This window comes from Rubrivivax albus, assembly GCF_004016515.1.
Classification (GTDB): Bacteria; Pseudomonadota; Gammaproteobacteria; order Burkholderiales; family Burkholderiaceae_C; genus Rubrivivax; species Rubrivivax albus.
Genome location: NZ_SACT01000006.1, coordinates 71,718 through 95,194 on the forward strand (window position 1 = coordinate 71,718; position 23,477 = coordinate 95,194).

Below are 23,477 nucleotides of genomic sequence, written 5' to 3' on the forward strand. Positions count from 1 at the left end.
GGAGGGTGGTCGGTCGGGGATGATCAGGGGGCGTCGTGCAACCGCGGTGTCACGTCCACGGCGTCCGTGTGGCCCAGCGCCGCGCGCCAGGTCCGGTAGGGGATGTGGTGGGTCAGGCGGTGCAGCGCGCTGTCGATCAGCGACGGGTGCAGCACGTGGCCGACGTCGGCCGCCACGTCCAGCGTTGCGTCGCCGTGCAGCACACCCAGGTGCTGCAGGGCCTGGCGGGCGTGGGCGGCCGGGATGATCTCGTCGGCGGCACCATGGAAGAAGTGCAGCGTGGTCTGTCTCGGTGCCACGTCGGGCAGGCGTGCATAGCGCCCGGCAAAGGCCAGCACGCGGCCAGCCAGGCCGTCGGCCCGGCTGGCCAGTTCCAGCGCAAGGATGGCCCCCTGCGAAAAACCGCCGATGGCGGTCGGCTGCGGGCCCACACCCAGACGCTGCTGGGTGAACTGCACCCAGTCCTGCAGCGGGCCAAGCGCGTCCTCGACCCGCGCGATGCGTCGTTCATCGTCGAGATCCCGGGCGGAGAACCACTGTCGGCCCGCCCCACCGCCATCCACCGGATGCGGTGCATCCGGCGCCAGGATGGCCGCCTTTGGAAACTGCGCACGCAGCGCCTCGGCCAGCGGGCGCATCAACGCACCGCGGCCGCCGTAGCCATGCAGCAGGATCAGCAACTGCGGCGGCGGGGCCGCATCGTCATCGGGCAACCATTCCAGGGCCAGGCGCATCCGGCGATTGTCGCAGCGCGCATCGCATCACCCACGCCTGATGGGAAGAGGTCTCGGCGGGCGGTCGTGCCTTGACCACGACCGTTGTTACAACTCGGCGTGATGTTCCGTCGAGGACAGACCGCCCGTCCCATACCCCACCGGGCTAGGACTCGACGTCGGTCGTGAACCACGCCACGTGGCGGACGGTCATCACCGCCTTGACGCGCCGGCCATCCTGTGCGGTGTGTCGGTTCGTCGCACTACATCTGAAGCAACTGCTCGCAGCTTGCGACCACATCTCACTGCATTCGCAGTGAGTCCCCGTCAGCATCGCGTCCCTAGGGTCCGGGATGGACCGTGGAGGACGAGGACATGCAGTTGCAACTGCCGCTTTGGCGGCCGCAAGCGGCCAGGGACGCCGCACATGCGGTGCGCGCCGGCCTGCTGCCGCGGCGTGCGCCTGGCGGCTGGCACAGCCGCGACGCCGCCGTCATGGGCACGGCCATCCACGTCGAACTCTGGGCCGACCGGCGCGCCGACGCCGAGGCTGCCATCGACGCCGTGATGGCCGAGATGCACCGCATCGACCTCACTTACAGCCCGCACAAGCCCGACTCCGAACTCAGCCGCATCAACCGCGACGCCGGCCGCTCCGCCGTGCCGGTGAGCGAGGAGACCTACGCCCTGCTGGCGCGGGCGCAGGCCTTCGCCGAACTCAGCGGCGGCGCCTTCGACATCAGCTATGCGGCCGTGGGCCGGCTCTACGACTACCGCCGCGGCATCGCGCCCGACGACGCCACGCTGGCGGCCGCGCGGTCTCTTGTGGGCTGGCGCGGCATCGAACTCGACCCCGCCACGCGCAGCGTGCGCTTCGCCCGCGACGGCATGTGCATCGACCTCGGCGGCTTCGCCAAGGGCCATGCGGTGGACGGTGCCGCAGCGCGGCTGAAGGCGCTGGGCATCGGCCACGCCTACGTCAGCGCCGGCGGCGACAGCCGCGTCATCGGCGACCGCCGCGGCCGCCCCTGGAGCGTGGCCGTGCGCGACCCCCGGCGCGCCGACGGCGTGGCCGCCCTGCTGCCGCTGGAGGACTGCGCCGTCTCCACCTCGGGCGACTACGAGCGCTTCTTCGAGCGTGCCGGCGTGCGCCACCACCACCTGATCGACCCCGCCACCGGGCGCAGCCCTCGGGCGGTGCACAGCGTCACCGTGATCGCCGACGACGGCCTCACCGCCGAGGCCCTGAGCAAGACGCTGTTCGTACTCGGCCTGGAGCGCGGCATGGCCGCACTGGCGCAGGTGCCCGGTGCCGACGCCGTGGTCATCGACGCCCAGGGCCGGCTGCACTTCAGCCCCGGACTGCAGGCCCGCTGATTCACTCCATCCAGGCAGGAGGACGACCCATGACACCGCAGACAGACGCCACACGAACACCTTCGGCGGCCCGCCCGAGAGTCCACGCCGGCCGGGGCCTGCGCCCGCGCGCCGCCGGCGTGGGGCTGGCCGCCGTGATCGTCAGTGCCCTCGCGCTCGTGGCCTGCCAGGGCAGCACCGAGGGTGAAGGCAGCGCCACCGCGCAGGGCGACGTGCCCCTGGTCTACGCCAAGCGCGTCAACACCGTGAACCTGGCCGCGCTGCACGGCACGCCCTTCGTGGCCGGCGGCGACCTGATGCTGCGCGAGAAGTCCAGCCCCAGCGCGCCGGAGCACAACCTCACCGCCCATATCACGCAGGGCAACGGCGACGCGTCCGACCCCGAGGTCTCGTACGACGGGAAGAAGGTCGCCTTCGCGTTGCGCTGCCCCACCAGCAACACGGCCACCATCGACGGCCAGCCCGCCTGCACGGGCCGCTGGAACATCTGGGAATACGACATGTCGGGCGGCAGCCTGACCGGCGGCACGCTGCGCCGCATCACCGCCAGCACCGCCCACGACGACGTCGACCCCGCCTACCTGCCCGCCGGCCGCGGCTTCGTGTTCGCATCGAACCGGCAGGTCAAGTCGTCGCTCAACCAGGCCCTGGGCCGTGCCTACCACGCGCTGGACGAGTACGAACGCGAGCGCGTGCTGAACCTGCACACGATGGCCGCCGACGGCAGCAACATCCAGCAGATCACCTTCAACCAGAGCCACGACCGCAACCCGGTGGTGCGCGCCAACGGCGACATCATGTTCTCGCGCTGGGAGCACGTGGCCGACCGCAACCGCTTCGCGATCTTCCGCACCAAGCCCGACGGCACCGACCTCTTCGTGCTCTACGGCGCCCAGAGCCCGGGCAACAGCTTCCTGCACCCGCGCGAGATGGACCCGAGCGGCCCCTACGCCGGCTACGTGGCCTCGTCGCTGGTGCCGCTGAGCCGCGAGCAGGAAGGCGGCGCGCTGATGTTCATCGACGCGGCCAACTACTCCGAGCAGAACACGCCGGCCAACCGCACCGTGCCGGCCCAGGGCGGCCAGCGCCAGGCGACGGCCGAGACGCTGGACAACGACCGCGGCCTGTCGCTCAACGGCCGAGCCACCAGCCCCTACCCGCTGTGGGACGGCACGAACCGCGTGCTGGTCTCGTGGCGGCCCTGCGAGGTGCTGCGCGGCACCGACCTCGTGCCCTGCGCCACGCTGACCCCCGACGAACTCGCCCGCCTTTCGGACGACAACCGCAGCGACGCCGAGGTGGCCGCCGACGAACTCAGCGCCGACGTGCCCGCCTCGTATGCCGTCTACATGTTCGACCCGGTGCCGCAGACCTGGCTGATCGTGGCCGCGCCGCCGCCGGGCTTCATGCTCGTGGACCCGGTGCCACTGCAGCCGCGCACCGAGCCGGCCGCCCCCGAGCCCACCAACGTGGACCCGGCACTGGCCGCACAGGACCTGGCCCTGATCGAGGTGCGCAGCGTCTACGACACCGACGGCCTGCGCCGCATGGGCGAGCCCATGCTCACCGCGGCCGACCTGACCCCTGGCTGCAGCGCCGGCATCGCCACCACGGCACCGGAGGAACCGGGCGACACACGGGCCTTCGTGGCCGACCTGCGCCGCATCAAGGACCCGGCCGACCCGGCCTACCACTGCGCGCCCGTGCGCTTCATCCGCGCCGTACGCGCCGTCTCGCCGCCGGCCGGCGGCATGGGCACGCGCCAGGCCATCGGCGAGACCAACTTCGAGCCGCAGCAGATCCTGGGCTACAGCGTGGTCGAGCCCGACGGCAGCTTCAAGCTGCAGGTGCCGGCCGACGTGCCGCTGGGCCTGCAGGTGGTGGACGCCGAGGGCCGCGCCTTCCAGACCCACACCAACTGGATCCAGGTGCGTCCGGGCGAGCGCCGCACCTGCGACGGCTGCCACAGCCCGCGCCGCGGCGCGGCGCTGAACTCCGGCGCGGTGGCCAACGCCCTGCCCGCGGCGCTGAAGACCACGCTGTCGGCCCAGCACGTGCAGGGCGAGACCATGGCCAGCCTGCGCACACGGCTGGACGCCACGCTGCTGACCCTGCAGACCGACCCGGTGTTCAGCGACGTCTGGGCCGACACCGCGCAAAGCGGCGTGCAGGCCCGGGCCGCGCTCTCGCTGCGCTACACCGGCAACCCCGAGCCGGCAGACGACCTCGTCACCGCGGTGCCGGCCAACGGCGTCATCAACTACCCCGACCACATCCAGCCGCTGTGGACCCGTGCCCGGGGACCGGAAGGCACGCTCACCTGCACCAACTGCCACGCCGACCCGGCGAAGCTGGACCTGCGCGGCACGATCGGTGGCGGCGGCCGGCTGACCAGCTACGAGGAACTGCTGATCGGCGACCCGCGGATCGACCCCGTCACCGGCCAGCCGGTGGTGGTGGTGCGCCAGGGCGTGCCGGAACTGCAGCGCCTGGCGCCGCTGGTGGAGACCAGCTCCGGCGCGGCCAACACCGCCGGCCTGGCGCGCAAGAGCCGGCTCACCGAGATCCTGTGGGGCCAGACCCTGCTGGCCGGCGGCGGCGCGCGCACGGCGCACCCCAACCCGCCGGACACGGCGCCCGACCACGCCACCCTGCTCAATCGCGCCGAGAAACGCCTGCTGGCCGAGTGGATGGACCTGGGCGGCCAGTACTACAACGACCTCTTCGCCCCCGGCGGCGGCGTGCGCAGCGTGGCCACGCTCAGCGAAGCCGTGTTCAACACCGAGGTGATGCCGGTGCTGCGCCAGAGCTGCATGGGCGCCTGCCACCAGGCCGGCGGCAGCGACGGGGGCAACGACTTCCGGTCCAACCGCCTGGTGCTCACCGGCGACCCGGAAGGCGACTTCAACGTCGTGCTCACCATGGTCAACGACACCTGCAACCCGGCGGCCAACCGCCTGCTGCAGCGCCCGTCCACCGTGCCGCACCCGGCCGGTGCCGTCACCCAGACCACCCCGGTGCTGGCCCCGGACAGCCTGGGCTACGCCACGCTCGTCAACTGGATCGCGCGAGGTTGTCCGTCTTCATGAGTCTTCACCGTCGCGCCTTCTCCCCGGCCGCCCCGCTGGTGGCCACCCTCGTCCTGACGATGGTGGCCGCCTGCGGTGGCGGCAATCCGCTGGGCAACCCCGACGAGGTGGCCAACCCACCGGCCAGCGGCACCCGCAAGCTCAGCTTCGCGTACTTCCAGCGCTGCGTGCAGCCGATCCTGGAAGCGCAACTGCCGATCACGCTCAACGGCGTCACCACTGTCAACAGCTGTGCCAGCAGCGGCTGCCACGACGACACCAACGGCACCGGCGGCGCGCTGCGCCTGCGAGCTGGCGCAGCGCTGGTGGACCTGGCGAGTAGCGGGCTCGGGCCCGAGCAGATCCGCGCCACCGAGATGTACCGCAACTTCTACTCGTCGCAGGGCGAGGTGGTGTTCGGCGACACGCTGGCCAGCCGGCTGATCGCCAAGCCGCTGGTGCGGGGCGTGCTGCACGGCGGTGGCCTGGTCTTCGACAGCGAGGACGACCCCAACGTGCGCATCCTGCGCTACTGGATCGAACACCCCATGCCGGCCGGCCAGGACGAATTCAGTGCCGCCGGCGATGCCCTGTTCACGCCGCCGGATGCGGCCACCGGCGCGTGCAACGTCGAATGAAGACCCTTCCCTCGCTGCTGGCCGCGTTGGCCCTGCTGGCACCCCTGCTGGTCGCCCAGCCTGCCCGGGCCGCCGATGACGCGCCGGAGACGGAGCGCGTGCAGGTGGCCACGCCCTACATCGAGCTGCGCACCGGCCCCGGGCGCGGCTACCCGGTGTTCCACGTGGCCGAGCGCCGCCAATGGGTGGTGATCGAGCTGCGCCGCACCGACTGGTACCGCGTGCGCGTGGAAGGCGCGCGCAGCGCGGCCGGCGAGGCCGTGGTCGGCTGGGTACCGCGCGAACAGCTCGCCACCACGCTGACCGAAGCCGGCACCGGCAAGAGCTTCCGCGACCTCGTCGTCGACGACTACCTCAGCCGCCGCATGGAGATGGGCGCCAGCTGGGGCCGCTTCGAGAAGGAGCCCACGCTCAAGGTCTGGGGTGCCTGGCGCCTGTCGGACACGCTGGCCGCCGAGGTCAGCTTCGGCCAGGTGCAGGGCCTGTACGCCGGCAGCTCCTGGTGGAGCATGGGCCTGACCAGCGAGCCCTGGTCCCACCAGCGGCTGTCGCCGCACTTCGGCATCGGCGTGGGCCGCTTCCGCAACGCGCCCAACCTCAGCCTCGTCAACGCCGAGGCCACCGACGCCAACCAGGCGCAGATGCAGCTGGGCCTGCGCTGGTACTTCACGCGCCGTTTCGTCGGCCGGCTGGACTACACGCGCACCACCGCCTTCATCGCCGACGAGCGCAACACCGAGTACCGCGCCTTCACCGCCGGCCTGTCCTTCTTCTTCTGACCGCCACCCCATGCGCCGCACCCTCACCGCCCTGCTGCTCAGTACCACTGCCCTCACCGCCTTGCCGGTGCTGGCACAGACACGCCCGGCCGACGAACCGCCCATCGTGCCCGAGGTGGAACGGCGCGAACTGCGGCTGCCACGCTTCCCGTCGCGCGACTTCGAGGTCGGCGCCTTCGTGGGCACCTACGCCACCGAGAACTTCGGCGCCAGCGCCGTCTACGGCCTGCGCCTGGGCTACCACCTGACCGAGGACTGGTTCTTCGAGGGCACGTTCGGCAGTACCCAGGTCAGCGACGCCTCGTTCCGCCAGATCCTGCCCGGCGGCATCTTCACCAGCGAGAAGGAGCGGCTGAGCTACTACAGCGTCTCCGCCGGCTACAACCTGCTGCCCGGCGAGGTGTTCCTGGGCTCGCGGCAGGCGCGCGCCACCGCCATCTACCTCGTCGGCGGCGTCGGCAGCACCGACTTCGCCGGCCAGAAGCGGCAGACCTTCCACGTCGGTTTCGGCTGGCGCATCCTGCTCGGCGACCGCGGTGCGCTGCGCGTGGACCTTCGGGACCACATCTTCTCGCTGGACCTGCTGGGGCAGAACCAGAGCACGCAGAACCTCGAGGCCAGCGTCGGCTTCGGCTTCCATTTCTGAAGGGGCCGACGATGAAGACCCTGTTCGCCGCCGTGCTGCTGGCCGCTGCCGCGTCCGTGCACGCCACGCCCGCCCCCGACTTCACGCTCAAGACTCTGGACGGCCCCGCCCTGCGCCTGGCCGAGCAGCGCGGCCAGGTCGTGCTGGTCAACTTCTGGGCCAGTTGGTGCGCGCCTTGCAAGGTGGAGATGCCGCACCTCAACCGCCTGGCCGACAAGTACCGCGACACCGGCGTGGTACTGCTGGCCGTCAACGTCGACGACGACCCGAAGAAGGCGGCGGCCGAGGCCAGGAAGCTCGGCATCAACTTCCCGGTGCTGCTGGACACGGCCAAGACCGCCAGCAAGGCCTACCAGCTGCAAGCCATGCCCACCACCGTTCTCGTCGACCGCGACGGCAAGGTGCGCCACGTGCATCAGGGCTACCGCGCCGGCTACGAGCAGACTTACGACGAGCAGCTGCGCGCGCTGGTGAAGGAATGAGAGCTGCCACCGTCCTGACGCTGCTGGCTGCGGCCGCCCTGTGCGGCGGCTGCGCCGCCCCCGAGCCCTGGGTCAAGCCCTACGAGCGCGGCCGCCTGGCCGAGCCGGAGATGCTGTGGACGCGCCAGGCGCTGATCGACAAGCACCGCGAGCACGTGCACGTGGTGCGCGAGGCGGCGCGCGGCGCCACCGGTGTGCAGGGAGGTGGCTGTGGCTGCAACTAGCCTGTGGCGCCGTGCGCTGGCCTGGCTCGGTGGCCTGCTGGCCGTGGCACCGGCCGCCGCGGTCGACGTGCCCGCCGACCGCGCCGAGGCCATGTTCCACGTCTACGACGGTGGCGGCATGACCGCCAGCGGCCCGGCCTTCCTGGTGCGCAAGAAGCTGGCCGACCGCGTGTCGGCCTCGGCGTCGTACTACGTGGACGCGGTCAGCAATGCGTCCATCGACGTCGTCACCACCGCCAGCCCGTTCAAGGAGACGCGCAACGAGGTCGGCCTGGGGCTGGACTGGGCGGTGCGCGACGCGCTGGTCACCGCGTCCTTCAGCCGCAGCGACGAGCCCGACTACACCGCCAGCACCGTGGGCCTGGACGTGGCGCAGGACATCTTCGGCGGCATGACCACGGTGAACCTGGGGTTCAGCCGCGGCAGCGACACCGTGCTCAGCGTCACCGACCGCGAGTTCTCGGACTTCGCGCGCCACTGGCAGTACCGCGTGGGCGTCACGCAGATCCTCACGCCGCGCTGGCTGATGAGCGCCAACCTCGAGGCCGTGGCCGACGAGGGCTTCCTCGGCAGCCCCTACCGCGCCGCGCGCGTCTTCGGCGCCGCGGTGCCGGAGCGCCTGCCGCGCACGCGCTCCGGGCGCGCCGTGAAGCTGCGCGCGCTGGGCGCCGTGGGCGATACCGGTTCCATGCGCGGCGAACTGCGCTACTACTGGGACACCTGGGGCCTGAAGGCCACCACGGTGGAGCTCGGCGGCGCCAAGCGGCTGGGCGGCGACCTGGACCGCTGGACCGGCGGCTGGCTGGTCGATGCCGCCGTGCGCCTGCACAGCCAGAACTCGGCGCTCTTCTATGCCGACAACGCCGAGACCGAGACCACCTACCTCACGCGCAACCGCCAGCTCAGCGCCTTCCGCAGCACCGGCATCTTCCTGCGCGGCCAGCGCCCGCTGAAGCTGGACTGGGGCGGCGCCGACTGGCAGTTCGCCGCCGCCTACGAGTTCAAGCGCTTCAGCTTCAGCGATTTCACCGACCTCCGCACCGGGGGCGCCTATGCCCACAACGCCCATGTCCTGCAGATCCTGCTTTCGGCGAACTACTGACGCACTCGCCGCCGCGCTGATGCTGGCCGCGCTGCCGGCGCTGGCGCAGCAGCCGACCCCGCCGACCACGCCCGTTGCACCCGTCACGGCGCCGGCCACCACCGCACCGGCCACGGCCACGGCACCTGCAGCGCCGGCTCCGGCAGCCACGCTCGATGCCCGCCTGCAGGCGCTGAAGGCCGACGTCATCGCGCTCAACCGCGACCTGCTGGTGCTGGAGGAGGAACTGCTGTTCCCCGCCAGCACGCAACTGGCCGTGTTCGTGTCGATGGACGTCGGCCGGCTGTTCGAACTGGAATCGGTGCAGCTGAAGATCGGCGACGAGGTCGTGGCCTCGCACCTCTACACCCCGCTGGAGGTGCAGGCGCTGCACCGCGGCGGCATGCAGCGGCTGCACCTGGGCAACCTCAAGAGCGGCGAGCACGAGCTGGTCGCGGTCTTCACCGGCCGCGGCCCGGCGCATGGCGACGACCGGCGCGACTACAAGCGCGGCACCACGCTGACCTTCGAGAAAGGCACCGGCGCCAAGGCCATCGAGCTGCGCATCACCGATGCGCAGGCCAAGCTGCAGCCCGAGTTCGAGGTCAAGGTCTGGCCGTGAAGCACTGGGCGGTCCTGATCGGGATGGCGGCCACGGCCCTGTCGGCGGCGGCCGCGGAGCCGGTGCGGGCGCAGCCCTCGAAGCCCGGCCCGGTCCAGGCGCCCTTCTGGGGCGACGCGCTGTTCCACGTCTACCAGGGCAAGACCTTCTCGGCGCTGACCACGCTGATGGCCTCGCAGCAGTTCGGCCGCGTGGCGCCGCACGCCGACGAGGCCGAGGCCACGCGCGGAGGCCTGCTGCTGGCCTACGGCCTGCACCGCGAGGCCGAGGCCGTGTTCACCGCGCTGGCCGAACGCGGCACCACGGCGGCGCTGCGCGACAAGGCCTGGTTCCACCTGGCGAAGATCCGCTGGCAGCGCGGCCTGCCGGCCGAGGCAGATGCGGCCCTGGCCCGCGTGGCCGGCCCGCTGGACGCGGAGCTCGAAACCGACCGTCAGCTGCTGGCCGCCCAGGTGCGGCTCGCGCTGGGGGACCCGGCCGGCGCCGCCGCGCGCCTGCAGGCCCTGGCCGAGGACGCCGAGGGCACGCCCTATGCCCGCTACAACCTGGGCGTGGCGCTGCTCGAAGGCCAGCGCCGCGCCGACGGCCGCGCCTGGCTCGACCGCCTGGGCCAGATGCCGGTGACCACCCGGCCACCCGAGGAGCGCCGCGCGCTGCGCGACAAGGCCAACCTGACCTTGGGCTTCGACGCCCTGCGCCATGGCGAACCGGCCCCCGCGCGGCAGGCGCTCGAACGTGTGCGCCTGAACGGCCCCTTCGCCAACCCGGCGCTGCTGGCCTTCGGCTGGGCAGCACTGGAGGACAAGGCGCCGCGCCAGGCCCTGGTGCCCTGGCAGGAGCTGCTGCAGCGCAACCCCAGCGACCCGGCGGTGCTGGAAGCGCGCCTGGCCGTGCCGCACGCGCTGGTGGAACTGAAGGCCGACGCCGCTGCGGTGCAGGGCTACACCGAGGCCCTGGCCGCCTACGCCGCCGAGGCCCAGGCGCTGACCGACACCATCACGGCGCTGCAAGGTGGTGCCCTGGTGGACACGCTGATCGCCGGCAACCCCGGCGCCGACCTGGGCTGGGGCTGGACCGCCGAGGCCCTGCCGGCCGACCTGCCCCATCGCGCCCAGCTGGCGCCGGTGCTGGCCACCCACGCCTGGCAGTCGGCGCTGAAGGACCAGCGCGACCTGCGCTTCTTCCTGCAGCACCTGGGCCGCTGGCAGCGCGACCTGCTGAGCTTCGACACCATGCTGGCCACGCGTGAGCAGCGCTTTGCCGCCATGCTGCCCGCCACCCGCGACACGCGGCTGGCCGACACCCAGGCGCGCCTGGCCGCCGAGCAGCGCACGCTGGCCGGTGCGCTGGCCGCCGCCGACGCCCGCGCCCTGGCCGACGAACGCGAGCGCGCCCTGATCGAGCGCCTGGACCGCGCCCAGCGCACGCTGGCCAGCCTGCCGGACGACGACGCCAGCCGGACACTGCGCGACCGCGTGCAACGCGTGGCGGGCGCGCTGGAGTGGCAGCTGTCCGTGGCCGTGCCCGAGCGCCGCTGGGCCGCGCGCAAGGCGCTGCGCGAGATCGAGACCGAACTGGCCAGCAGCGCCGAGCGCATGGCCACGCTGCAGGCCGCGCAACGCGACGAACCGCAGCGCTTCGCCGGCTTCGCCGGGCGCATCGCCGCCCTGCGCACGCGCATCGCCACCCTGTTGCCGCAGGTGGCGGCGCTGCAGGCCGAGCAGCAGACCGAGCTGCAGGCCGTGGCCATCCGCCACCTGAAGGACCAGCAGGCGCGGCTGGCCGAATACACCACTCAGGCGCGCTTCGCGCTGGCCCGGTTGCAGGACCCGGCCACGCTGGCACAGCGCGGCGACGCTTCGGAGGCACCCGATGCGCCGCGTTGAGATCCGCGCGCTCTCGGTGCTGGCCGCCGCGGCGCTGCTGACCGGCTGCGCATCGCGCGGCCCCGAGGTGCCCGACGACGAACCCACGCTGGCCAGCCTGAAGGCCCGCGACGCCGCCATCGACACCCGCGCACGCGCCGCCGCGCCTCCGGCCCAGGCCGTGGCCCAGGCGCTGGCCGCCTACCAGGCCTTCCTGGCCAGCCCGGCATTGCCGCCGCGCGCGCCCGAACGCGTGGAGGCCGAGCGCCGCATCGCGGACCTGGAGATGGACCGCGCCGAGACACTCAGCGCCGACACCGGCAGTGCGCCCGACTTCCGTGCCGCCATCGCCGGCTACACCGCCTTCCTGAAGGACCATCCGGCCGCCCCGGACCGCGACCGCGTGCTCTACCAGCTGGCCCGCGCGCAGGACCAGGGCGGCGACCCGGCCGCGGCCCTGGCCACGCTGGACCGCCTGGTGCGCGAGCACCCGGCCACCGCCGCGCGCGCCGAAGCCGAGTTCCGACGTGGCGAGCTGCTGTTCACGGCCAGCCGCTGGGCCGATGCCGAGGCGGCCTACGCGGTGGTGCTGCAGGCGCCTGACGAGACCCCGTTCCACGAGCGGGCGCTCTACATGCAGGGCTGGTCGCGCTTCAAGCTCGGCCGGCTGGACGACGCGCTGGCGGCCTTCTTCGCCGTGCTCGACCGCCGGCTCGGCGGCGAGCCCGGCAGCCGCCCGGCGCTCACCCGCGCCGACCGCGAACTGCTGGAGGACAGCTTCCGCGTCATCGGCCTGTCGCTGCAGTCGCTGGACGGCGCACGAAGCATCCCGCAGCTGATCACCACCCCGGGACGCGAAGGCTACGAACCCCTTGTCTACCGCGAGCTGGCCGAGCTCTACCTGAAGCAGGAACGCGTGAAGGACGCCGCCGACACGCTGGCCGCCTTCGCCGAACGGCGCCCGCTGCACGCCCAGGCGCCGCAGATGCTGTCGCGCGTGATCGAGATCCACGAGAAGGCCGGCTTCACCACGCTGGCGCTGCAGGCCAAGCGCGACTTCGTCACCCGCTACGGCGCCGACAGCGCCTTCCGCCAGGCGAACCCCGACGGCTGGACCGCGGCGCAGCCGCTGGTGCAGGCGCAGCTTCAGACCTACTTGGCCGAACTGGCCCGCCACCACCATGCCCTGGCGCAGAAGACCGGCGACCCGGCCGAGGTGGAGCAGGCGATCCGCTGGTACCGCGCCGGCCTGACCGCCTTCCCGGACGCCGCCGAGAGCACCGAGAACCGCTTCCTGCTGGCCGAACTGCTGTTCGAGCGCCAGCGCTGGGCCGAAGCCGGCGCCGAGTACGCGCAGGTGGCCTACGGTGACCGCACCTCCGCCACGCGCGGTGCCGAAGCCGGGTATGCCGTGCTGCTGGCGCACGCGAAGCAGCAGCCGCCGGCCGGCGATGCAACCGAAGCAGACTGGCAGCGCCGCGGCGTCGTGCTCGCCCTGCAGTTCGTCGACGCCTACCCCGCCGATGCCCGCGCCACGGCGGTGCTGAACGACGCGGCGCTCAAGCGCCTGGCCTTCGGCGACACCCCCGGCGCCGACGCGCTGGCCCAGCGCGTGCTGGCCGCGGCCGACGCCACGCCGGCGCAGCGCCGCAGCGCCTGGAGCGTGCGCGCCGACACCGCCTTCGACGCCGGCCGCTGGGCCGATGCCGAGGCCGCCTACCGTGAACTGCAGGCGATGGCCCCGGGCGAGACCGCCGTCACCGAGCGCCTGGCCGCGGCCATCTACAAGCAGGGCGAGGCCGAACGCGCCGCCGGCCGGCCGCAGGCGGCCCTGGGGCACTTCGACCGCGTGGCCGCACTCGCACCGCAGAGCGCTGCGCGCGCCACGGCCGAGATCGACGCCGCGGCCACCCGCGTCGCGCTGGGCGACTGGTCCGGCGCCGCGGCGGCGCTGGAGGACTTCCGCCGCCGCAACCCGCAGCACCCGATGACCGCGGAGATCCCGGCCCGGCTGGCCGCCGCGTACCTGGAACTGCAGCGCTGGGGCGACGCGGCCGTGGAACTCGAGCGTGTGGCACCGACGTTGACCGACCCCGAGGCGGCACGCGACGCCCGCTGGCAGGTGGCCGCCCTGCAGCGTAAGGCAGGCAACCGGGCGGCCGAGCAGCAGGCGCTGGAACGCTACGTGGCGCAGCACCCGGCGCCGCTGCCGGTGGCCATCGAAGCGCGCCAGCGCCTCATCGACCTGGCCGACGGCGACGCCAGGCGCGTCGCGGTCCTGCAGCAGGCCCTGATCGATGCCGAGCGCAACGGTGGCGATGCCCGCACCGCGCGCACGCAGACCCTGGCCGCGATGGCCACGCTGGCCCTGGCCGAGCCCAAGCTGGCCGCCTACCGAGCCGTGGCGCTGAAGGAGCCGCTGCAGCGCAACCTCAAGCTCAAGCAGGCACGGCTGAACGTGGCCCAGGCGGCGCTGCAGCAGGTGGCCGACTACGGCGTGCCCGAGGCGGTGACGGCCGCCACCTTCCACAGCGCCGAACTCTTCCGCGCCTTCGGCCGTGCGCTGATGGACTCTGAGCGCCCGAAGACGCTGAAGAAGAAGGCCGAGCGCGAGCAGTACGACGTGCTGCTGGAGGAGCAGGCCTTCCCGTTCGAGGAAAAGGCCATCGCGCTGCACGAGACCAACGCCAGGCGCACCACCGAACTGCCCGCCGACCCCTGGGTACGGCGCAGCCTGGTGGCGCTGGGTGAACTGGTGCCGGCACGCTGGGCGGCGGCGGCGCAGGCCGCCTCTAACACGGCGACCAGCCCCGCGCCGACGGGGGCCAAACCATGACACCACGCCTCACCCTGCCCGCCATGCTGCTGCTGGCCGGCGGTGCCGCCATTGGCGCGACACCGGCACCGAGCGCCCCACCGACACCGCCGGACACAACCCCGGCTGAAGAACGCGTGGACCGCGCCGACATCGATCGCACGACCATCACCGGGCACAAGGAACTGCCCAAGGTGCTCTACATCGTGCCCTGGAAGAAGCCGCTGCCCGGGAACGTCACCTCGCGTGCGCGCACCAGCGTGCTCGACGAGGCGCTGGCGCCGGTGGACCGCGACGTCTTCCGCCGCCAGCTGCGCTACCGCGCCCAGATCGAATCCCCCCTCACCCCCGCCCCGCAGGAGAAAACGCCATGAGCGCCTTCGACATCGTCGTGAAGTTCATCCAGGACTCCGGCATGTTCATCTACATCAGCATGACGATCATGGCCATCGGCCTGTCGATCGCCATCGAGCGCTGGATCGTGCTCAGCCGCACGCGCAGCGAGAACCGCCGGCTGTGGGACCAGATGCAGCCCATGCTGGCGCACGGCAAGTTCAAGGACGTGGCGCAGGTGGCCTCCTCGTCCGATGCGGCGGTGGGCAAGATCGTGCACAACGGCCTGGCGCGCATGCAGAGCGCACGCCGCCGCGAGGACATCGACGCGGCGATGGAGGAAGGCATGATGGAGATCGTGCCGCGGCTGGAGAAGCGCACGCACTACATCGCCACCTTCGCCAACGTGATCACGCTGGTGGGTCTGCTGGGCACCATCATCGGCCTGATCAAGGGCTTCACCGCGGTGGCCGCCGTGGACCCTGCGCAGAAGGCCGAGATGCTGTCGGCCTCGATCTCGATTGCGATGAACAACACCGCGTTCGCGCTGATGGTGGCCATCCCCTTCCTGCTGATCCACGCCTTCCTGCAGGCGCGCACAGGCGAGATCGTCGATTCGCTGGAGGCGGCCAAGATCAGCTTCCTGAACACGGTGCAGCGCATCGCCGCTGAAACGTCGCCGGCGGCACGCTGAGGCTGCCATGAAACGCCGCCGCCTGAAGAAGCACCCGGCGGAGCTGGAGGTCACGGCCTTCATCAACCTGATCGTCGTGCTCGTGCCCTTCCTGCTGTCCACCGCGGTGTTCAGCAAGCTCTCGGTGATGGAGCTGAGCCTGCCCGCGGCCGCCGCGCCGGGGCTGGAGCAGCTCAAGGCCGAGGACCTGCAGCTCGAGCTGGTGCTGCGTGCCGACGCCATCGAGGTTGGCGACCGCATCGGCGGGCTCATCCAGCGCATTCCGGCGACCGCGGACAAGGCGCCCGACGGCCCCGCGCTGCTGGCCCTGATGCAAGGCATCAAGACCAAGTTTCCGGAGGAGGTGCAGGCCAGCATCCTGGCCGAGGCCGACACGCCCTACGAGCACATCGTGAAGGTGATGGATGTCTCGCGCGAGGCGCAGTTCCCGGAGGTGGCGGTAGGCGACGCGCCGGTGAGGAGGCCGAAATGAACGCCGCACGGCCGTTCCGAACGCGTTCGCGCCCCCTTGGGGGGCTGGCCCGCAGGGCCTGGGGGGTCCAATGAGTTCGCTGGCCAAACGCGCCGAGCGCAAGGAGCGCAACAAGCAGTCGCTGGACATGAACCTGGTGGCGCTGATCGACATCTTCACCATCCTGCTGTTCTTCCTGCTGTCCAGCGCCACCGAACTGGAAACCCTGGTGATCCCGCGCGCCGTGGCGTTGCCGGAGTCCACCGCGGACGTGACGCCCAAACCGACGGTGGTGGTGCTCGTCAACGCACAGGAGATCGTGGTCGACGGCCAGACCGTGGCGCGCACGCCCGACGTCATGGCCAACGACGCCGACCTGATCGAGCCGCTGCAGGCGCAGCTGGTGGCGCTCAAGGCCAAGCCCGAGGCTGGCAGCACCGTGACCATCATGGGTGACAAGGACATCCCCTACCGCCTGCTGCGCAAGGTGATGAGCACCTGCGCGCAGGCCGAGTTCACCGACGTGGCTTTCGCCGTGCGCACGCGGCTGGAGCAGAAGTCATGAGCGCCGCCCGGCCGTTCCAAGGGCACTCGCTCCCCCTCGGGGGGACGGCGCGCAGCGCCTGGAGGGCAGCATGACCGCCGCAGTGATGCCGCTCTCGTTCCGCGACGGCACCTTGCCCTGGGCCGGCGGCACGTCGGACGACCGGCGGTTCCGGCGCATCCAGCAGTGGGTCATCGGCATCGCGCTGGTGGTCTGCGCCATCGTGCCCTGGCTGCCGGTGCACGTGCCGCCGCCACCACCACCGGCCGAGCCGGTGCGCACGGCCAAGCTGCTGCTGCCACCGCCAGCGGCCACACCACTGGCGAAGCCGGTGCCACCAAAGCCTGCACCGAAGGCCGAGGCACCCAAGCCCGCGCCGACGCGCGTGGCCGAGAAGCCCCATCCCGCGCCGGCGTCGGTGGCCGAGGCACGAAACCCCGTGAAGGGCAAGCCACCCGGCGAGGACCTGCAGACGGCCCGCCAGCGTGCGCAGGGCGTGGGCCTGCTGGCGATGAAGGACCAGCTGCAGCAGGTGGCCGGCGCGCCGGTGGCGGTGCAGCTGCAGGCCGACATCAAGCCTGGGCCGGGCATCGGCAGCAGCAGCGGGCCTGGCGTGGGTGCCGGCACCGAGGCCGGCATCCCCACGCGTTCGATGATCACCGCCGCGGCAGCCCGCGGCAGCGGTGGCCTGGCCGTGGCCAGTGGCGGCGTCAGCCGCGACAGCGGCGGCGGTGGCCTGGCGGGCCGGTCCACCACGCTGGTCGAAGGCCGCATCGGCGGTGGTGGCGGTGGTGGCCCAGGCGGTGGCGCCGGCGGCGGCCGCGCGGCCAGCGGCGACGGCACGGGCAGCGGTGCCGCCGCGGCCGGTGGCAGCGTCAAGCGCAGCGGCAGCGGCAAGGCGTCGCGCTCGATCGAGGAGATCCGCCTGGTGTTCGAGCGCCACAAGGGTGCGATCTACGCGCTCTACAACCGCGCGCTGCGCGAGGACCCCAGCCTGCAGGGCAAGGTGGTGCTGGAGCTGCGCATCGCGCCCGACGGCGCCGTCACCGGCATCCGCATGGTCTCCAGCGAACTGAAGTCCGACACGCTGGAGAGCAAGCTGCTGGCCCGTGTGCGCCAGTTCGACTTCGGTGCCAAGGATGTGGAGGTGATGGTGGTGAACTGGCCGGTGGACTTCCTGCCGTCGTGAAGGCCGGCAGGCTCAGCGCACGTTGAGCACGAGGTCGCCGGCAGGCAGCCACAGTTCGAAGTGGCGCTGACGGATGGACTTGCTGGCCGCATAGCGTTCGCTGAGATCCTCCAGCTGGATCTGGGGCGCGCGCACCAGGCGGCCCAGCAACGCCATCAGTTCGCGAGCGTCGGTTTTGCACTCCCTGGCGTCGAAGCAGCGCAGCGCGCCCTGCCGCACGGCCACCTTGACGAGTTCGATGCCGGGCACGATCAACGGCTGCCCACCCAGGCGGGCGCGTGCCAGCGCGTCGGCCAGCTTCTGCGCCGCCGCCCGCTGGCTCGGGTCGGTGATCTGGATGTATAGCCGGGCGCCACCCGAGGCCGTCTTGTCCGTCGGGGCGGCCTGCACCGGCGCCGTGGCGGCAGCCGCCACGTTGTTCAGCCGCCCGGCCTCGCTGCCCACCTGGGCCGCGGCCTCCTGGAGCCGCTGGCTGACGTTGGGCTCGTTGGTCCTCGCCTGCTTCGCGACCTGCAGCAGTTCGAGCTGCAGCATCTGCAGTTCGTGGCGGGCGCGATCCAGGTCCTCGGTGAGGCGGACCCCGCGCGCCCGCTCGGCCTCGAGGTCGGCGCGCAGGTCGGTGTTGCTGTCGCGTGTGGCCTGCAGCAGGGCCAGATCCTGCTGCAGCCGTTCGCTGTCCTTCTGCGCGGCAATCTTGGCCTGCCGCTCCTGTTCCGCGTCGAGCCGCGAGACCACCAGCAGCGTCGCCGCCACGACCACGATGGCGCCGGTCAAGGCGAACCACTGGCGCTGCCGGCGCTTGCGCCGCTCGACGTCGCGCACGCGCTCGCGTTCCTCGTCGCGCGCCGCGGCGCTGGCCGCCAGCAGCTTCTGCACGCGCGCCCAGCCGCCGCCGTAGCGTTTCGCCCAGGCCGGGTTGCGCCGCTTCATCCAGCGCTCGCGCTCGTCGGTGGTGGTGGCGCCGAGCACGTTTGTCGGGTCGCGTTCGAAGCTGTCGGCCTGCACCAGCAGCGAACGCCACACCAGGCCGTTGCGGAACTCGCGCGCCAGCCAGCCCTGCTGCTCGTCGGCCAGCGCGCGCCAGCATCGGATCAGCGCCTCGTGGCCCACGTCCACCAGCGTGTCGGGGCGGAGGGGCCAGGCCAGCGGCGGGGTCAGGAAGTTGACGCCGTCGGCACGAAACGCATTGACCACCTCGGTCAGCTGCGGCAGCGTGCAGCCGGTGATGTCGGCCAGTTCGTCCAGCCGCATCGGCCGGCGGATGGCATGGCCATCGGGGTTGGGTTCGGTCAGCGCGCGGAACAGGTCCTCGACCACGCGCGATGGCCCGCCGGCCGGTGCTTCCGGCAGCGCCTCGACGACACGGGCCGCAACCTCGTCGGCATGAGCCGACAGCAGCCCGGCGCAGCCCAGTTCGGCCGGAAAGTGCGACAGTTCCAGGCGCCAGGGCTGGCCGCCGGCGGCCGATGCCGCGCCGTGCTCCTCGTAAAGCCGCATCAGCGTGTGCTGCATCAGCGGCAGTTGGTCCTGGCTGGCGCCGGCGTCGGCGATCAGGCGCTCGGCCAGCGGCCGCATCACCTCGCCGCCGTACAGCCGTGCCGGCTCGCGCACGGCGCGCAGCAAGTCGGCGTGCTCCATCGGCGGCAGCAGGTACTGGCAGGCGTTGACGGTTTCGGCCAGACGCCCGAACCGCGCGCAGGCGCCCAGGTACTCCGAGCGCATCGTGGTCACCAGGTAGAGCCCGTCTGGTGGCGTAGCTTGCCAAGCCATCAGCAGCTCCGCCAGCAGCTGTGCCTCGGCCGGGCCGTCGCGGCGGGCATGCTGGAACAGCTCCTCGAACTGATCGATCAGCAGGCAGCCCGGCCCGCTGTCGCCGCAGGCGCGGTCCCGCCACAGCGCGGCCAGCGCCGACGGTGCCTCGCGGCCCTGGTTGAGTGCGCGCCGCCACGGCAGCACCGCATCAGTATCGTCGGCGGACTGGCCAGCCAGCCGCGCCAGCGCACGCGCCAGGTTCCACAGCGGCGAGCGACGCGGCAGCGCGATGGACGTGCGCCAGCCCGGCCCCATGCTGCCCTGCTCCAGTTGCGCGAACAGGCCGGCGCGCACGATGGAACTCTTGCCGCAGCCGGAATCGCCGTGCACGAAGACCAGGCGGCGTTCGACGAGCTGCTCGAGCAGTTCGTCGACCATGCGTTCACGGCCGAAGTAGATCGGCCACTCCTGCGGATCGAAGGGGCGCAGGCCGGGATAGGGCCGGGGCGGCAGCGTCAGCTGCAGGCCGCCGCTGTCGTCGTCGCCGGTGTCGGGCAGCCCGCTCATTCGCTGGCCGCCGCCGCAGCGCCCTGCGCGGCCAGCCAGTGCTGGACGGCCGGTGTCCACGGCGGCTGGGTGCCGTCCAGCCAGTCGGTCTGCAGGTTGCGCGCGGTGGCCCGGCGCACCGGCGTGGCCACTGGCGGGCCCACCGTGTCGAGCACGCCGCAGGGCAGCAGGCGGTGGCTGCGCGCGCGGGCGGACTGCCGGTCGTAACGGCCGATGGCCAGCAGGTCGGCGTCCAGCGCACGGCCGTCCTCGGTGCCCAGCAGCAGGAGCGCGTCGCAGTCGGCCAGGGTCTCCACGCGAGCACGGCGCAACTGCATCAGCTTGCGCGGGTCGTCCTCCACGGGGTCGGGATCGCCCGGCACGACGGAATAGCCATCCGACAGCAGCGCGTTGGCCGCGTCCTCCCACGCCTTGCGGTGGTCGACGCGGCCGTGCAGGTAGATCGACTGGCCTTGCGGCCCCTGCAGGCGCTGCGCGTCCTCCTGCGCCTTGCGGCGTTCGCCGAGCTGCGTACGCAGCGCGTCCAGGTGGTGGCCCAGGCGGCCGACCACCGACAGCAGCGCGCGGCGGAAATCGCTGCCGAAGCCCTGCCCCAGGTCGGCCCAGCCCAGCGGGCGGTCCGCGCCGAGGCTGTCGTCATGGAACAGGAAGCCGACCAACGGCACACCCTGCGGGTCGCACAGGGGCGTGGGCCAAGGCTCTGGCGTGGGCCAGATGCGCACCACGGCCACGCGGCCGTCTGTGGGCAGGCCCAGGGCTTCCTGCGCAGCAACCCAGGCGTCGCGCTCACGGCGGCACCATTCGGACGCCACGTAGTCTGGCGACATCAGCACCAGCAGCAACGCGCTGGCGGCGATCTGCTGGGTCAACTGCGGCGTCAGCCCTTCCATCGGGTCCACGCCCTGCCCTGGCCGCAGCTTGGCGTCGAGGAACAGGCTCAGCGACTGGCGGAAGCGCGGGTCGACGCGCAGCTCCTTTTCCAGCTCAGTGGCGAACGCCGTGGACCAGGGGCGCAGCAGGCCCTCGCCTTCGGCATCGCTGCCGTGGCTGTAGCTGACGAAGAGGTCGTGCGCGAAGGGCTCGCCGACGTAGGACATCCGGGCTCCTGCCGCGATGCGGCCATCGCCGACTGTCCCACCCGGGTCGGCCAGCGTCAACCGCGATGCGGCCGGTGAGGCCCCCGCATCCCGAGTTCGAGGCCCGGGCGGTCAGACGCCCAGGTAGCCCGCGAGCTCCGGCGCCCCGGCCAGTTGCTCCGACGCCCCTGCCATCACCACTTCGCCCTTCTGCAGCACCACGGCGCGGTCGGTGTTGGCCAGCACCTTGCGATAGTCGCGGTCGACGATCAGGCAGGAGATGCCACTGCGGCGGATCGTCTGCAGCACGCGCCAGATCTCCACGACGATCAGAGGCGCCAGGCCCTCGGTGGCCTCGTCCAGGATGATCAGCTGCGGCTGCGTCATCAATGCGCGGCCGATGGACAGCATCTGCTGCTCGCCGCCGGAGAGCTGGCTGCCCAGGTTGCCGATGCGCTCCTGCAGCCGCGGAAAGGTCTCGAGCACGCGTTCCAGCGTCCAGCCGCTCGCATCAGTCGGTGGCTGTGCGGCCATGACGAGGTTCTCGCGCACGCTCAGGTTCGGGAACACGCCACGACCCTCGGGCACGTAGGCCACGCCGAGGCGCGCCACCTGATGCGGCCGCGCACCGCTGCAGTCCTGCCCGGCCACCGTGATCTTCCCCTGGCGCTGGCGCACGTGGCCCAGCAGCGTCCGGATCAGCGTGCTCTTGCCCATGCCGTTGCGGCCCAGCAGGCCGACGGTCTGGCCACGCGGGATGCTCAGGTCCACGCCGTGCAGCACGTGGCTGGACCCGTACCACGCGTGGATGCCGCTGGCCTGCAGGATCGGGGTGGTGCCGTTCGCGTCCATCAATGCCCCCCCAGGTAGGCCGCCTGCACCTGCGGGTCGTTGCGCACGGCGTCGGGCGTGCCCGACGCGATGACCGCGCCGTTGACCATCACGGTGATGCGGTCGGCCACGCGGAAGACGGCGTCCATGTCGTGCTCCACCAGCAGGATGGCGTGGCCGGGTTTCAGGGCGTCCAGCAGCGCGAGCATGCGGTCGGTCTCCTCGGCCCCCATGCCGGCCAGCGGTTCGTCCAGCAGCAGCACCTGCGGGTCCGTGGCCAGGCACATCGCGATCTCCAGCTGCCGCTTGCCGCCGTGGCTCAGCAGGCCGGCGGGGCGCTGCGCCTCGGCACCCAGGCCCACACGGGCCAGCGCCGCGTCGGCCGCGGCGGTGGCATCGGGGCAACGGGCCGCCGGCTCCCACAGCCGCCAGGGCCGCGGCCAGCGCGCCTGCGCGGCCAGACGGGCGTTCTCGTGCACGGTGAAGGTGGGGTAGATGGTCGTACGCTGGTAGCTGCGCCCCAGGCCGGCCTGCGCGCGCCGGGGCTGTGACCAGGACGTCACGTCCTGCCCCAGCAGTTCGACACGGCCGTCCGACGGCTCGATCTCGCCCGAGAGCAGGTTGATCAGCGTGGACTTGCCGGCGCCGTTGGTGCCGATGACGGCGTGCACCTGCCCGCGCTGCAGGTCCAGCGACACGGTGTCGACCGCCGTCAGCCCGCCCCAGCGGCGGGTGAGGCCCAGGCCCCTCAGCAGCACCTCGCTCATGCGGGCCTCCGGCGCCACAGTTCACCCAGCCCGATCAGCCCCTTGGGCAGCAGCGCCACGCTGACGATGATGGTCAGGCCCAGCCCCAGGTGCCAGTGCTTGGCGAAGCTGCCGAAGATGGCCTCGGATTTGAAGAACTCCTGCAGCAGCGTGTAGGCGAAGGCGCCGAGCACCGCGCCGCGCAGGTGGCCCAGGCCACCGAGGATGATCATGATCAGCAGCGAGCCCGACAGGTGCCAGCTCAGCAGTTCCGGGTTCACGAAGCCGTCCTTGGCCGCGAACAGGAATCCGGCGTAGCCGGCGATGGCGCCGGACAGCGTGAAGGCCGCCAGCTTGTACGGGTAGGTGGCAAAGCCGGTGGCGCGCATGCGCTGCTCGTTGGCCTTGATGCCGGCCAGCGCACGGCCGAAGCGCGAGCGCAGCACCAGGGCCAGGAAGGCGTAGACGGCCACCAGGCTGCCGAGCGTCAGTGCATAGAACACACCAGGCTTCTCCAGGTCGACGATCGGTGCGTCCTCGGGGCCCAGCAGGGGCTTGAAGTACAGGTAGATCCCGTCGGTGCCACCGCCCAGTGGTGTGTCGTGGATGACGAAGTACGCCATCTGCGCGAAGGCCAGCGTCACCATGATGAAGTACACGCCCTGTGTGCGCAGCGACAGCGCACCCATGCCCAGCGCGTACAGCGCCGTCGCGCCCACCGCGGCCGGCACGATCCACCACAGCGCCGCGGGGCCGGATTCCGGCGACAGCAGCACGGTGGCGTAGGCGCCGATGCCGAACAGCGCCGCATGCCCGAAGCACACCAGCCCGGTGGCGCCCACCAGCAGTTCCAGGCTCAGCGCCGCGATGGCGTAGATCATGATCTTGATGACGAGGTCGGTGCCATAGGCGCCGCCGACGAACGGGTAGGCGGCCAGCAGGGCGAACGCGACCAGGGGTACGGCAAGCTGCTTCACGGTCGGC

At 72.2% G+C, this 23,477-nt stretch carries 22 protein-coding genes; 16 read left to right on the plus strand and 6 right to left on the minus strand.

Annotation, left to right across the window (positions count from 1 at the left end; genetic code table 11):
- Positions 1-23 precede the first annotated feature (23 nt).
- On the minus strand, positions 24-734 hold the full coding sequence (gene ypfH / locus ENE75_RS17005) for an esterase (RefSeq protein ID WP_128199532.1): 711 nt from the start codon (positions 732-734) through the stop codon (positions 24-26).
- A gap of 354 nt (positions 735-1,088) precedes the next feature.
- Between ypfH and ENE75_RS17010 the strand changes: the two genes are divergently transcribed.
- From ENE75_RS17010 to ENE75_RS17085, 16 genes are all read left to right on the plus strand, one after another.
- Complete coding sequence (locus ENE75_RS17010; RefSeq protein WP_128199533.1) at positions 1,089-2,090, plus strand: FAD:protein FMN transferase; 1,002 nt, start codon at positions 1,089-1,091, stop codon at positions 2,088-2,090.
- Between the two features lie 29 nt (positions 2,091-2,119).
- A complete protein-coding gene (locus tag ENE75_RS17015) occupies positions 2,120-5,179 on the plus strand; it encodes an HzsA-related protein (protein WP_158288985.1) in 3,060 nt (1,019 codons plus the stop codon).
- Complete coding sequence (locus ENE75_RS17020) at positions 5,176-5,796, plus strand: hypothetical protein (protein ID WP_128199534.1); 621 nt, start codon at positions 5,176-5,178, stop codon at positions 5,794-5,796. Before ENE75_RS17015 ends, ENE75_RS17020 begins: the two co-directional genes overlap by 4 nt.
- Entirely contained in the window at positions 5,793-6,575 is a 783-nt protein-coding gene (locus ENE75_RS17025) for an SH3 domain-containing protein (RefSeq protein WP_233259139.1), read from the plus strand. Before ENE75_RS17020 ends, ENE75_RS17025 begins: the two co-directional genes overlap by 4 nt.
- 10 nt (positions 6,576-6,585) lie before the next feature.
- Positions 6,586-7,221 carry an outer membrane beta-barrel domain-containing protein gene (locus ENE75_RS17030; RefSeq protein WP_128199535.1) on the plus strand — a complete coding sequence of 212 codons (636 nt, stop codon included), beginning with the start codon at positions 6,586-6,588 and terminating at the stop codon, positions 7,219-7,221.
- Between the two features lie 11 nt (positions 7,222-7,232).
- Complete coding sequence (locus ENE75_RS17035) at positions 7,233-7,703, plus strand: TlpA family protein disulfide reductase (RefSeq protein ID WP_128199536.1); 471 nt, start codon at positions 7,233-7,235, stop codon at positions 7,701-7,703.
- A complete protein-coding gene (locus tag ENE75_RS17040; RefSeq protein WP_128199537.1) occupies positions 7,700-7,927 on the plus strand; it encodes a DUF4266 domain-containing protein in 228 nt (75 codons plus the stop codon). Before ENE75_RS17035 ends, ENE75_RS17040 begins: the two co-directional genes overlap by 4 nt.
- Positions 7,914-9,029: a DUF3570 domain-containing protein gene (locus tag ENE75_RS17045; RefSeq protein ID WP_233259140.1), complete on the plus strand. Its 1,116-nt coding sequence runs from the start codon at positions 7,914-7,916 to the stop codon at positions 9,027-9,029. The genes ENE75_RS17040 and ENE75_RS17045 overlap by 14 nt, the downstream gene beginning before the upstream one ends.
- A complete protein-coding gene (locus ENE75_RS17050) occupies positions 8,995-9,630 on the plus strand; it encodes an AraC family transcriptional regulator (protein WP_199232337.1) in 636 nt (211 codons plus the stop codon). Before ENE75_RS17045 ends, ENE75_RS17050 begins: the two co-directional genes overlap by 35 nt.
- Positions 9,627-11,516, plus strand: a complete 1,890-nt coding sequence (locus tag ENE75_RS17055) for a coiled-coil domain-containing protein (RefSeq protein WP_233259141.1) — start codon at positions 9,627-9,629, stop codon at positions 11,514-11,516. Before ENE75_RS17050 ends, ENE75_RS17055 begins: the two co-directional genes overlap by 4 nt.
- The gene (locus tag ENE75_RS17060; RefSeq protein WP_128199539.1) at positions 11,503-14,331 is read left to right on the plus strand and encodes a tetratricopeptide repeat protein; all 2,829 of its coding nucleotides are present in this window, start codon (positions 11,503-11,505) and stop codon (positions 14,329-14,331) included. Before ENE75_RS17055 ends, ENE75_RS17060 begins: the two co-directional genes overlap by 14 nt.
- Positions 14,328-14,684: a hypothetical protein gene (locus ENE75_RS17065; protein ID WP_233259142.1), complete on the plus strand. Its 357-nt coding sequence runs from the start codon at positions 14,328-14,330 to the stop codon at positions 14,682-14,684. Before ENE75_RS17060 ends, ENE75_RS17065 begins: the two co-directional genes overlap by 4 nt.
- Complete coding sequence (locus tag ENE75_RS17070; RefSeq protein ID WP_128199540.1) at positions 14,681-15,337, plus strand: MotA/TolQ/ExbB proton channel family protein; 657 nt, start codon at positions 14,681-14,683, stop codon at positions 15,335-15,337. Before ENE75_RS17065 ends, ENE75_RS17070 begins: the two co-directional genes overlap by 4 nt.
- A 7-nt stretch (positions 15,338-15,344) precedes the next feature.
- Entirely contained in the window at positions 15,345-15,809 is a 465-nt protein-coding gene (locus tag ENE75_RS17075) for an ExbD/TolR family protein (protein WP_128199541.1), read from the plus strand.
- 70 nt (positions 15,810-15,879) lie between these two features.
- Positions 15,880-16,353: an ExbD/TolR family protein gene (locus ENE75_RS17080; protein ID WP_128199542.1), complete on the plus strand. Its 474-nt coding sequence runs from the start codon at positions 15,880-15,882 to the stop codon at positions 16,351-16,353.
- Between the two features lie 70 nt (positions 16,354-16,423).
- Positions 16,424-17,521, plus strand: a complete 1,098-nt coding sequence (locus tag ENE75_RS17085) for an AgmX/PglI C-terminal domain-containing protein (RefSeq protein ID WP_128199543.1) — start codon at positions 16,424-16,426, stop codon at positions 17,519-17,521.
- A 12-nt stretch (positions 17,522-17,533) separates the two neighbouring features.
- Here ENE75_RS17085 and ENE75_RS17090 read toward each other — a convergent pair whose 3' ends face one another.
- The 5 genes from ENE75_RS17090 to ENE75_RS17110 all read right to left on the minus strand — a co-directional run bounded on the left by ENE75_RS17090 (position 17,534) and on the right by ENE75_RS17110 (position 23,470).
- Positions 17,534-19,840 carry an ATP-binding protein gene (locus ENE75_RS17090; RefSeq protein ID WP_128199544.1) on the minus strand — a complete coding sequence of 769 codons (2,307 nt, stop codon included), beginning with the start codon at positions 19,838-19,840 and terminating at the stop codon, positions 17,534-17,536.
- A complete protein-coding gene (locus tag ENE75_RS17095) occupies positions 19,837-20,937 on the minus strand; it encodes a toll/interleukin-1 receptor domain-containing protein (protein WP_128199545.1) in 1,101 nt (366 codons plus the stop codon). The genes ENE75_RS17090 and ENE75_RS17095 overlap by 4 nt, the downstream gene beginning before the upstream one ends.
- 111 nt (positions 20,938-21,048) lie before the next feature.
- Entirely contained in the window at positions 21,049-21,768 is a 720-nt protein-coding gene (locus tag ENE75_RS17100; RefSeq protein WP_128199546.1) for an ABC transporter ATP-binding protein, read from the minus strand.
- Positions 21,768-22,514, minus strand: a complete 747-nt coding sequence (locus ENE75_RS17105; RefSeq protein ID WP_128199547.1) for an ABC transporter ATP-binding protein — start codon at positions 22,512-22,514, stop codon at positions 21,768-21,770. The genes ENE75_RS17100 and ENE75_RS17105 overlap by 1 nt, the downstream gene beginning before the upstream one ends.
- A complete protein-coding gene (locus tag ENE75_RS17110) occupies positions 22,511-23,470 on the minus strand; it encodes a branched-chain amino acid ABC transporter permease (protein WP_233259143.1) in 960 nt (319 codons plus the stop codon). Before ENE75_RS17110 ends, ENE75_RS17105 begins: the two co-directional genes overlap by 4 nt.
- Positions 23,471-23,477: the final 7 nt, after the last annotated feature.

Coding starts and splice junctions, on each gene's coding strand:
- ypfH (WP_128199532.1), bottom strand. CDS start 734: ATGCGCCTGGCCCTGGAATGGTTGCCCGATGACGATGCGGCCCCGCCG.
- ENE75_RS17075 (WP_128199541.1), top strand. CDS start 15,345: ATGAAACGCCGCCGCCTGAAGAAGCACCCGGCGGAGCTGGAGGTCACG.
- ENE75_RS17060 (WP_128199539.1), top strand. CDS start 11,503: ATGCGCCGCGTTGAGATCCGCGCGCTCTCGGTGCTGGCCGCCGCGGCG.
- ENE75_RS17010 (WP_128199533.1), top strand. CDS start 1,089: ATGCAGTTGCAACTGCCGCTTTGGCGGCCGCAAGCGGCCAGGGACGCC.
- ENE75_RS17050 (WP_199232337.1), top strand. CDS start 8,995: ATGTCCTGCAGATCCTGCTTTCGGCGAACTACTGACGCACTCGCCGCC.
- ENE75_RS17100 (WP_128199546.1), bottom strand. CDS start 21,768: ATGGACGCGAACGGCACCACCCCGATCCTGCAGGCCAGCGGCATCCAC.
- ENE75_RS17040 (WP_128199537.1), top strand. CDS start 7,700: ATGAGAGCTGCCACCGTCCTGACGCTGCTGGCTGCGGCCGCCCTGTGC.
- ENE75_RS17025 (WP_233259139.1), top strand. CDS start 5,793: ATGAAGACCCTTCCCTCGCTGCTGGCCGCGTTGGCCCTGCTGGCACCC.
- ENE75_RS17030 (WP_128199535.1), top strand. CDS start 6,586: ATGCGCCGCACCCTCACCGCCCTGCTGCTCAGTACCACTGCCCTCACC.
- ENE75_RS17095 (WP_128199545.1), bottom strand. CDS start 20,937: ATGTCCTACGTCGGCGAGCCCTTCGCGCACGACCTCTTCGTCAGCTAC.
- ENE75_RS17105 (WP_128199547.1), bottom strand. CDS start 22,514: ATGAGCGAGGTGCTGCTGAGGGGCCTGGGCCTCACCCGCCGCTGGGGC.
- ENE75_RS17090 (WP_128199544.1), bottom strand. CDS start 19,840: ATGAGCGGGCTGCCCGACACCGGCGACGACGACAGCGGCGGCCTGCAG.
- ENE75_RS17015 (WP_158288985.1), top strand. CDS start 2,120: ATGACACCGCAGACAGACGCCACACGAACACCTTCGGCGGCCCGCCCG.
- ENE75_RS17020 (WP_128199534.1), top strand. CDS start 5,176: ATGAGTCTTCACCGTCGCGCCTTCTCCCCGGCCGCCCCGCTGGTGGCC.
- ENE75_RS17035 (WP_128199536.1), top strand. CDS start 7,233: ATGAAGACCCTGTTCGCCGCCGTGCTGCTGGCCGCTGCCGCGTCCGTG.
- ENE75_RS17080 (WP_128199542.1), top strand. CDS start 15,880: ATGAGTTCGCTGGCCAAACGCGCCGAGCGCAAGGAGCGCAACAAGCAG.
- ENE75_RS17065 (WP_233259142.1), top strand. CDS start 14,328: ATGACACCACGCCTCACCCTGCCCGCCATGCTGCTGCTGGCCGGCGGT.
- ENE75_RS17070 (WP_128199540.1), top strand. CDS start 14,681: ATGAGCGCCTTCGACATCGTCGTGAAGTTCATCCAGGACTCCGGCATG.
- ENE75_RS17085 (WP_128199543.1), top strand. CDS start 16,424: ATGACCGCCGCAGTGATGCCGCTCTCGTTCCGCGACGGCACCTTGCCC.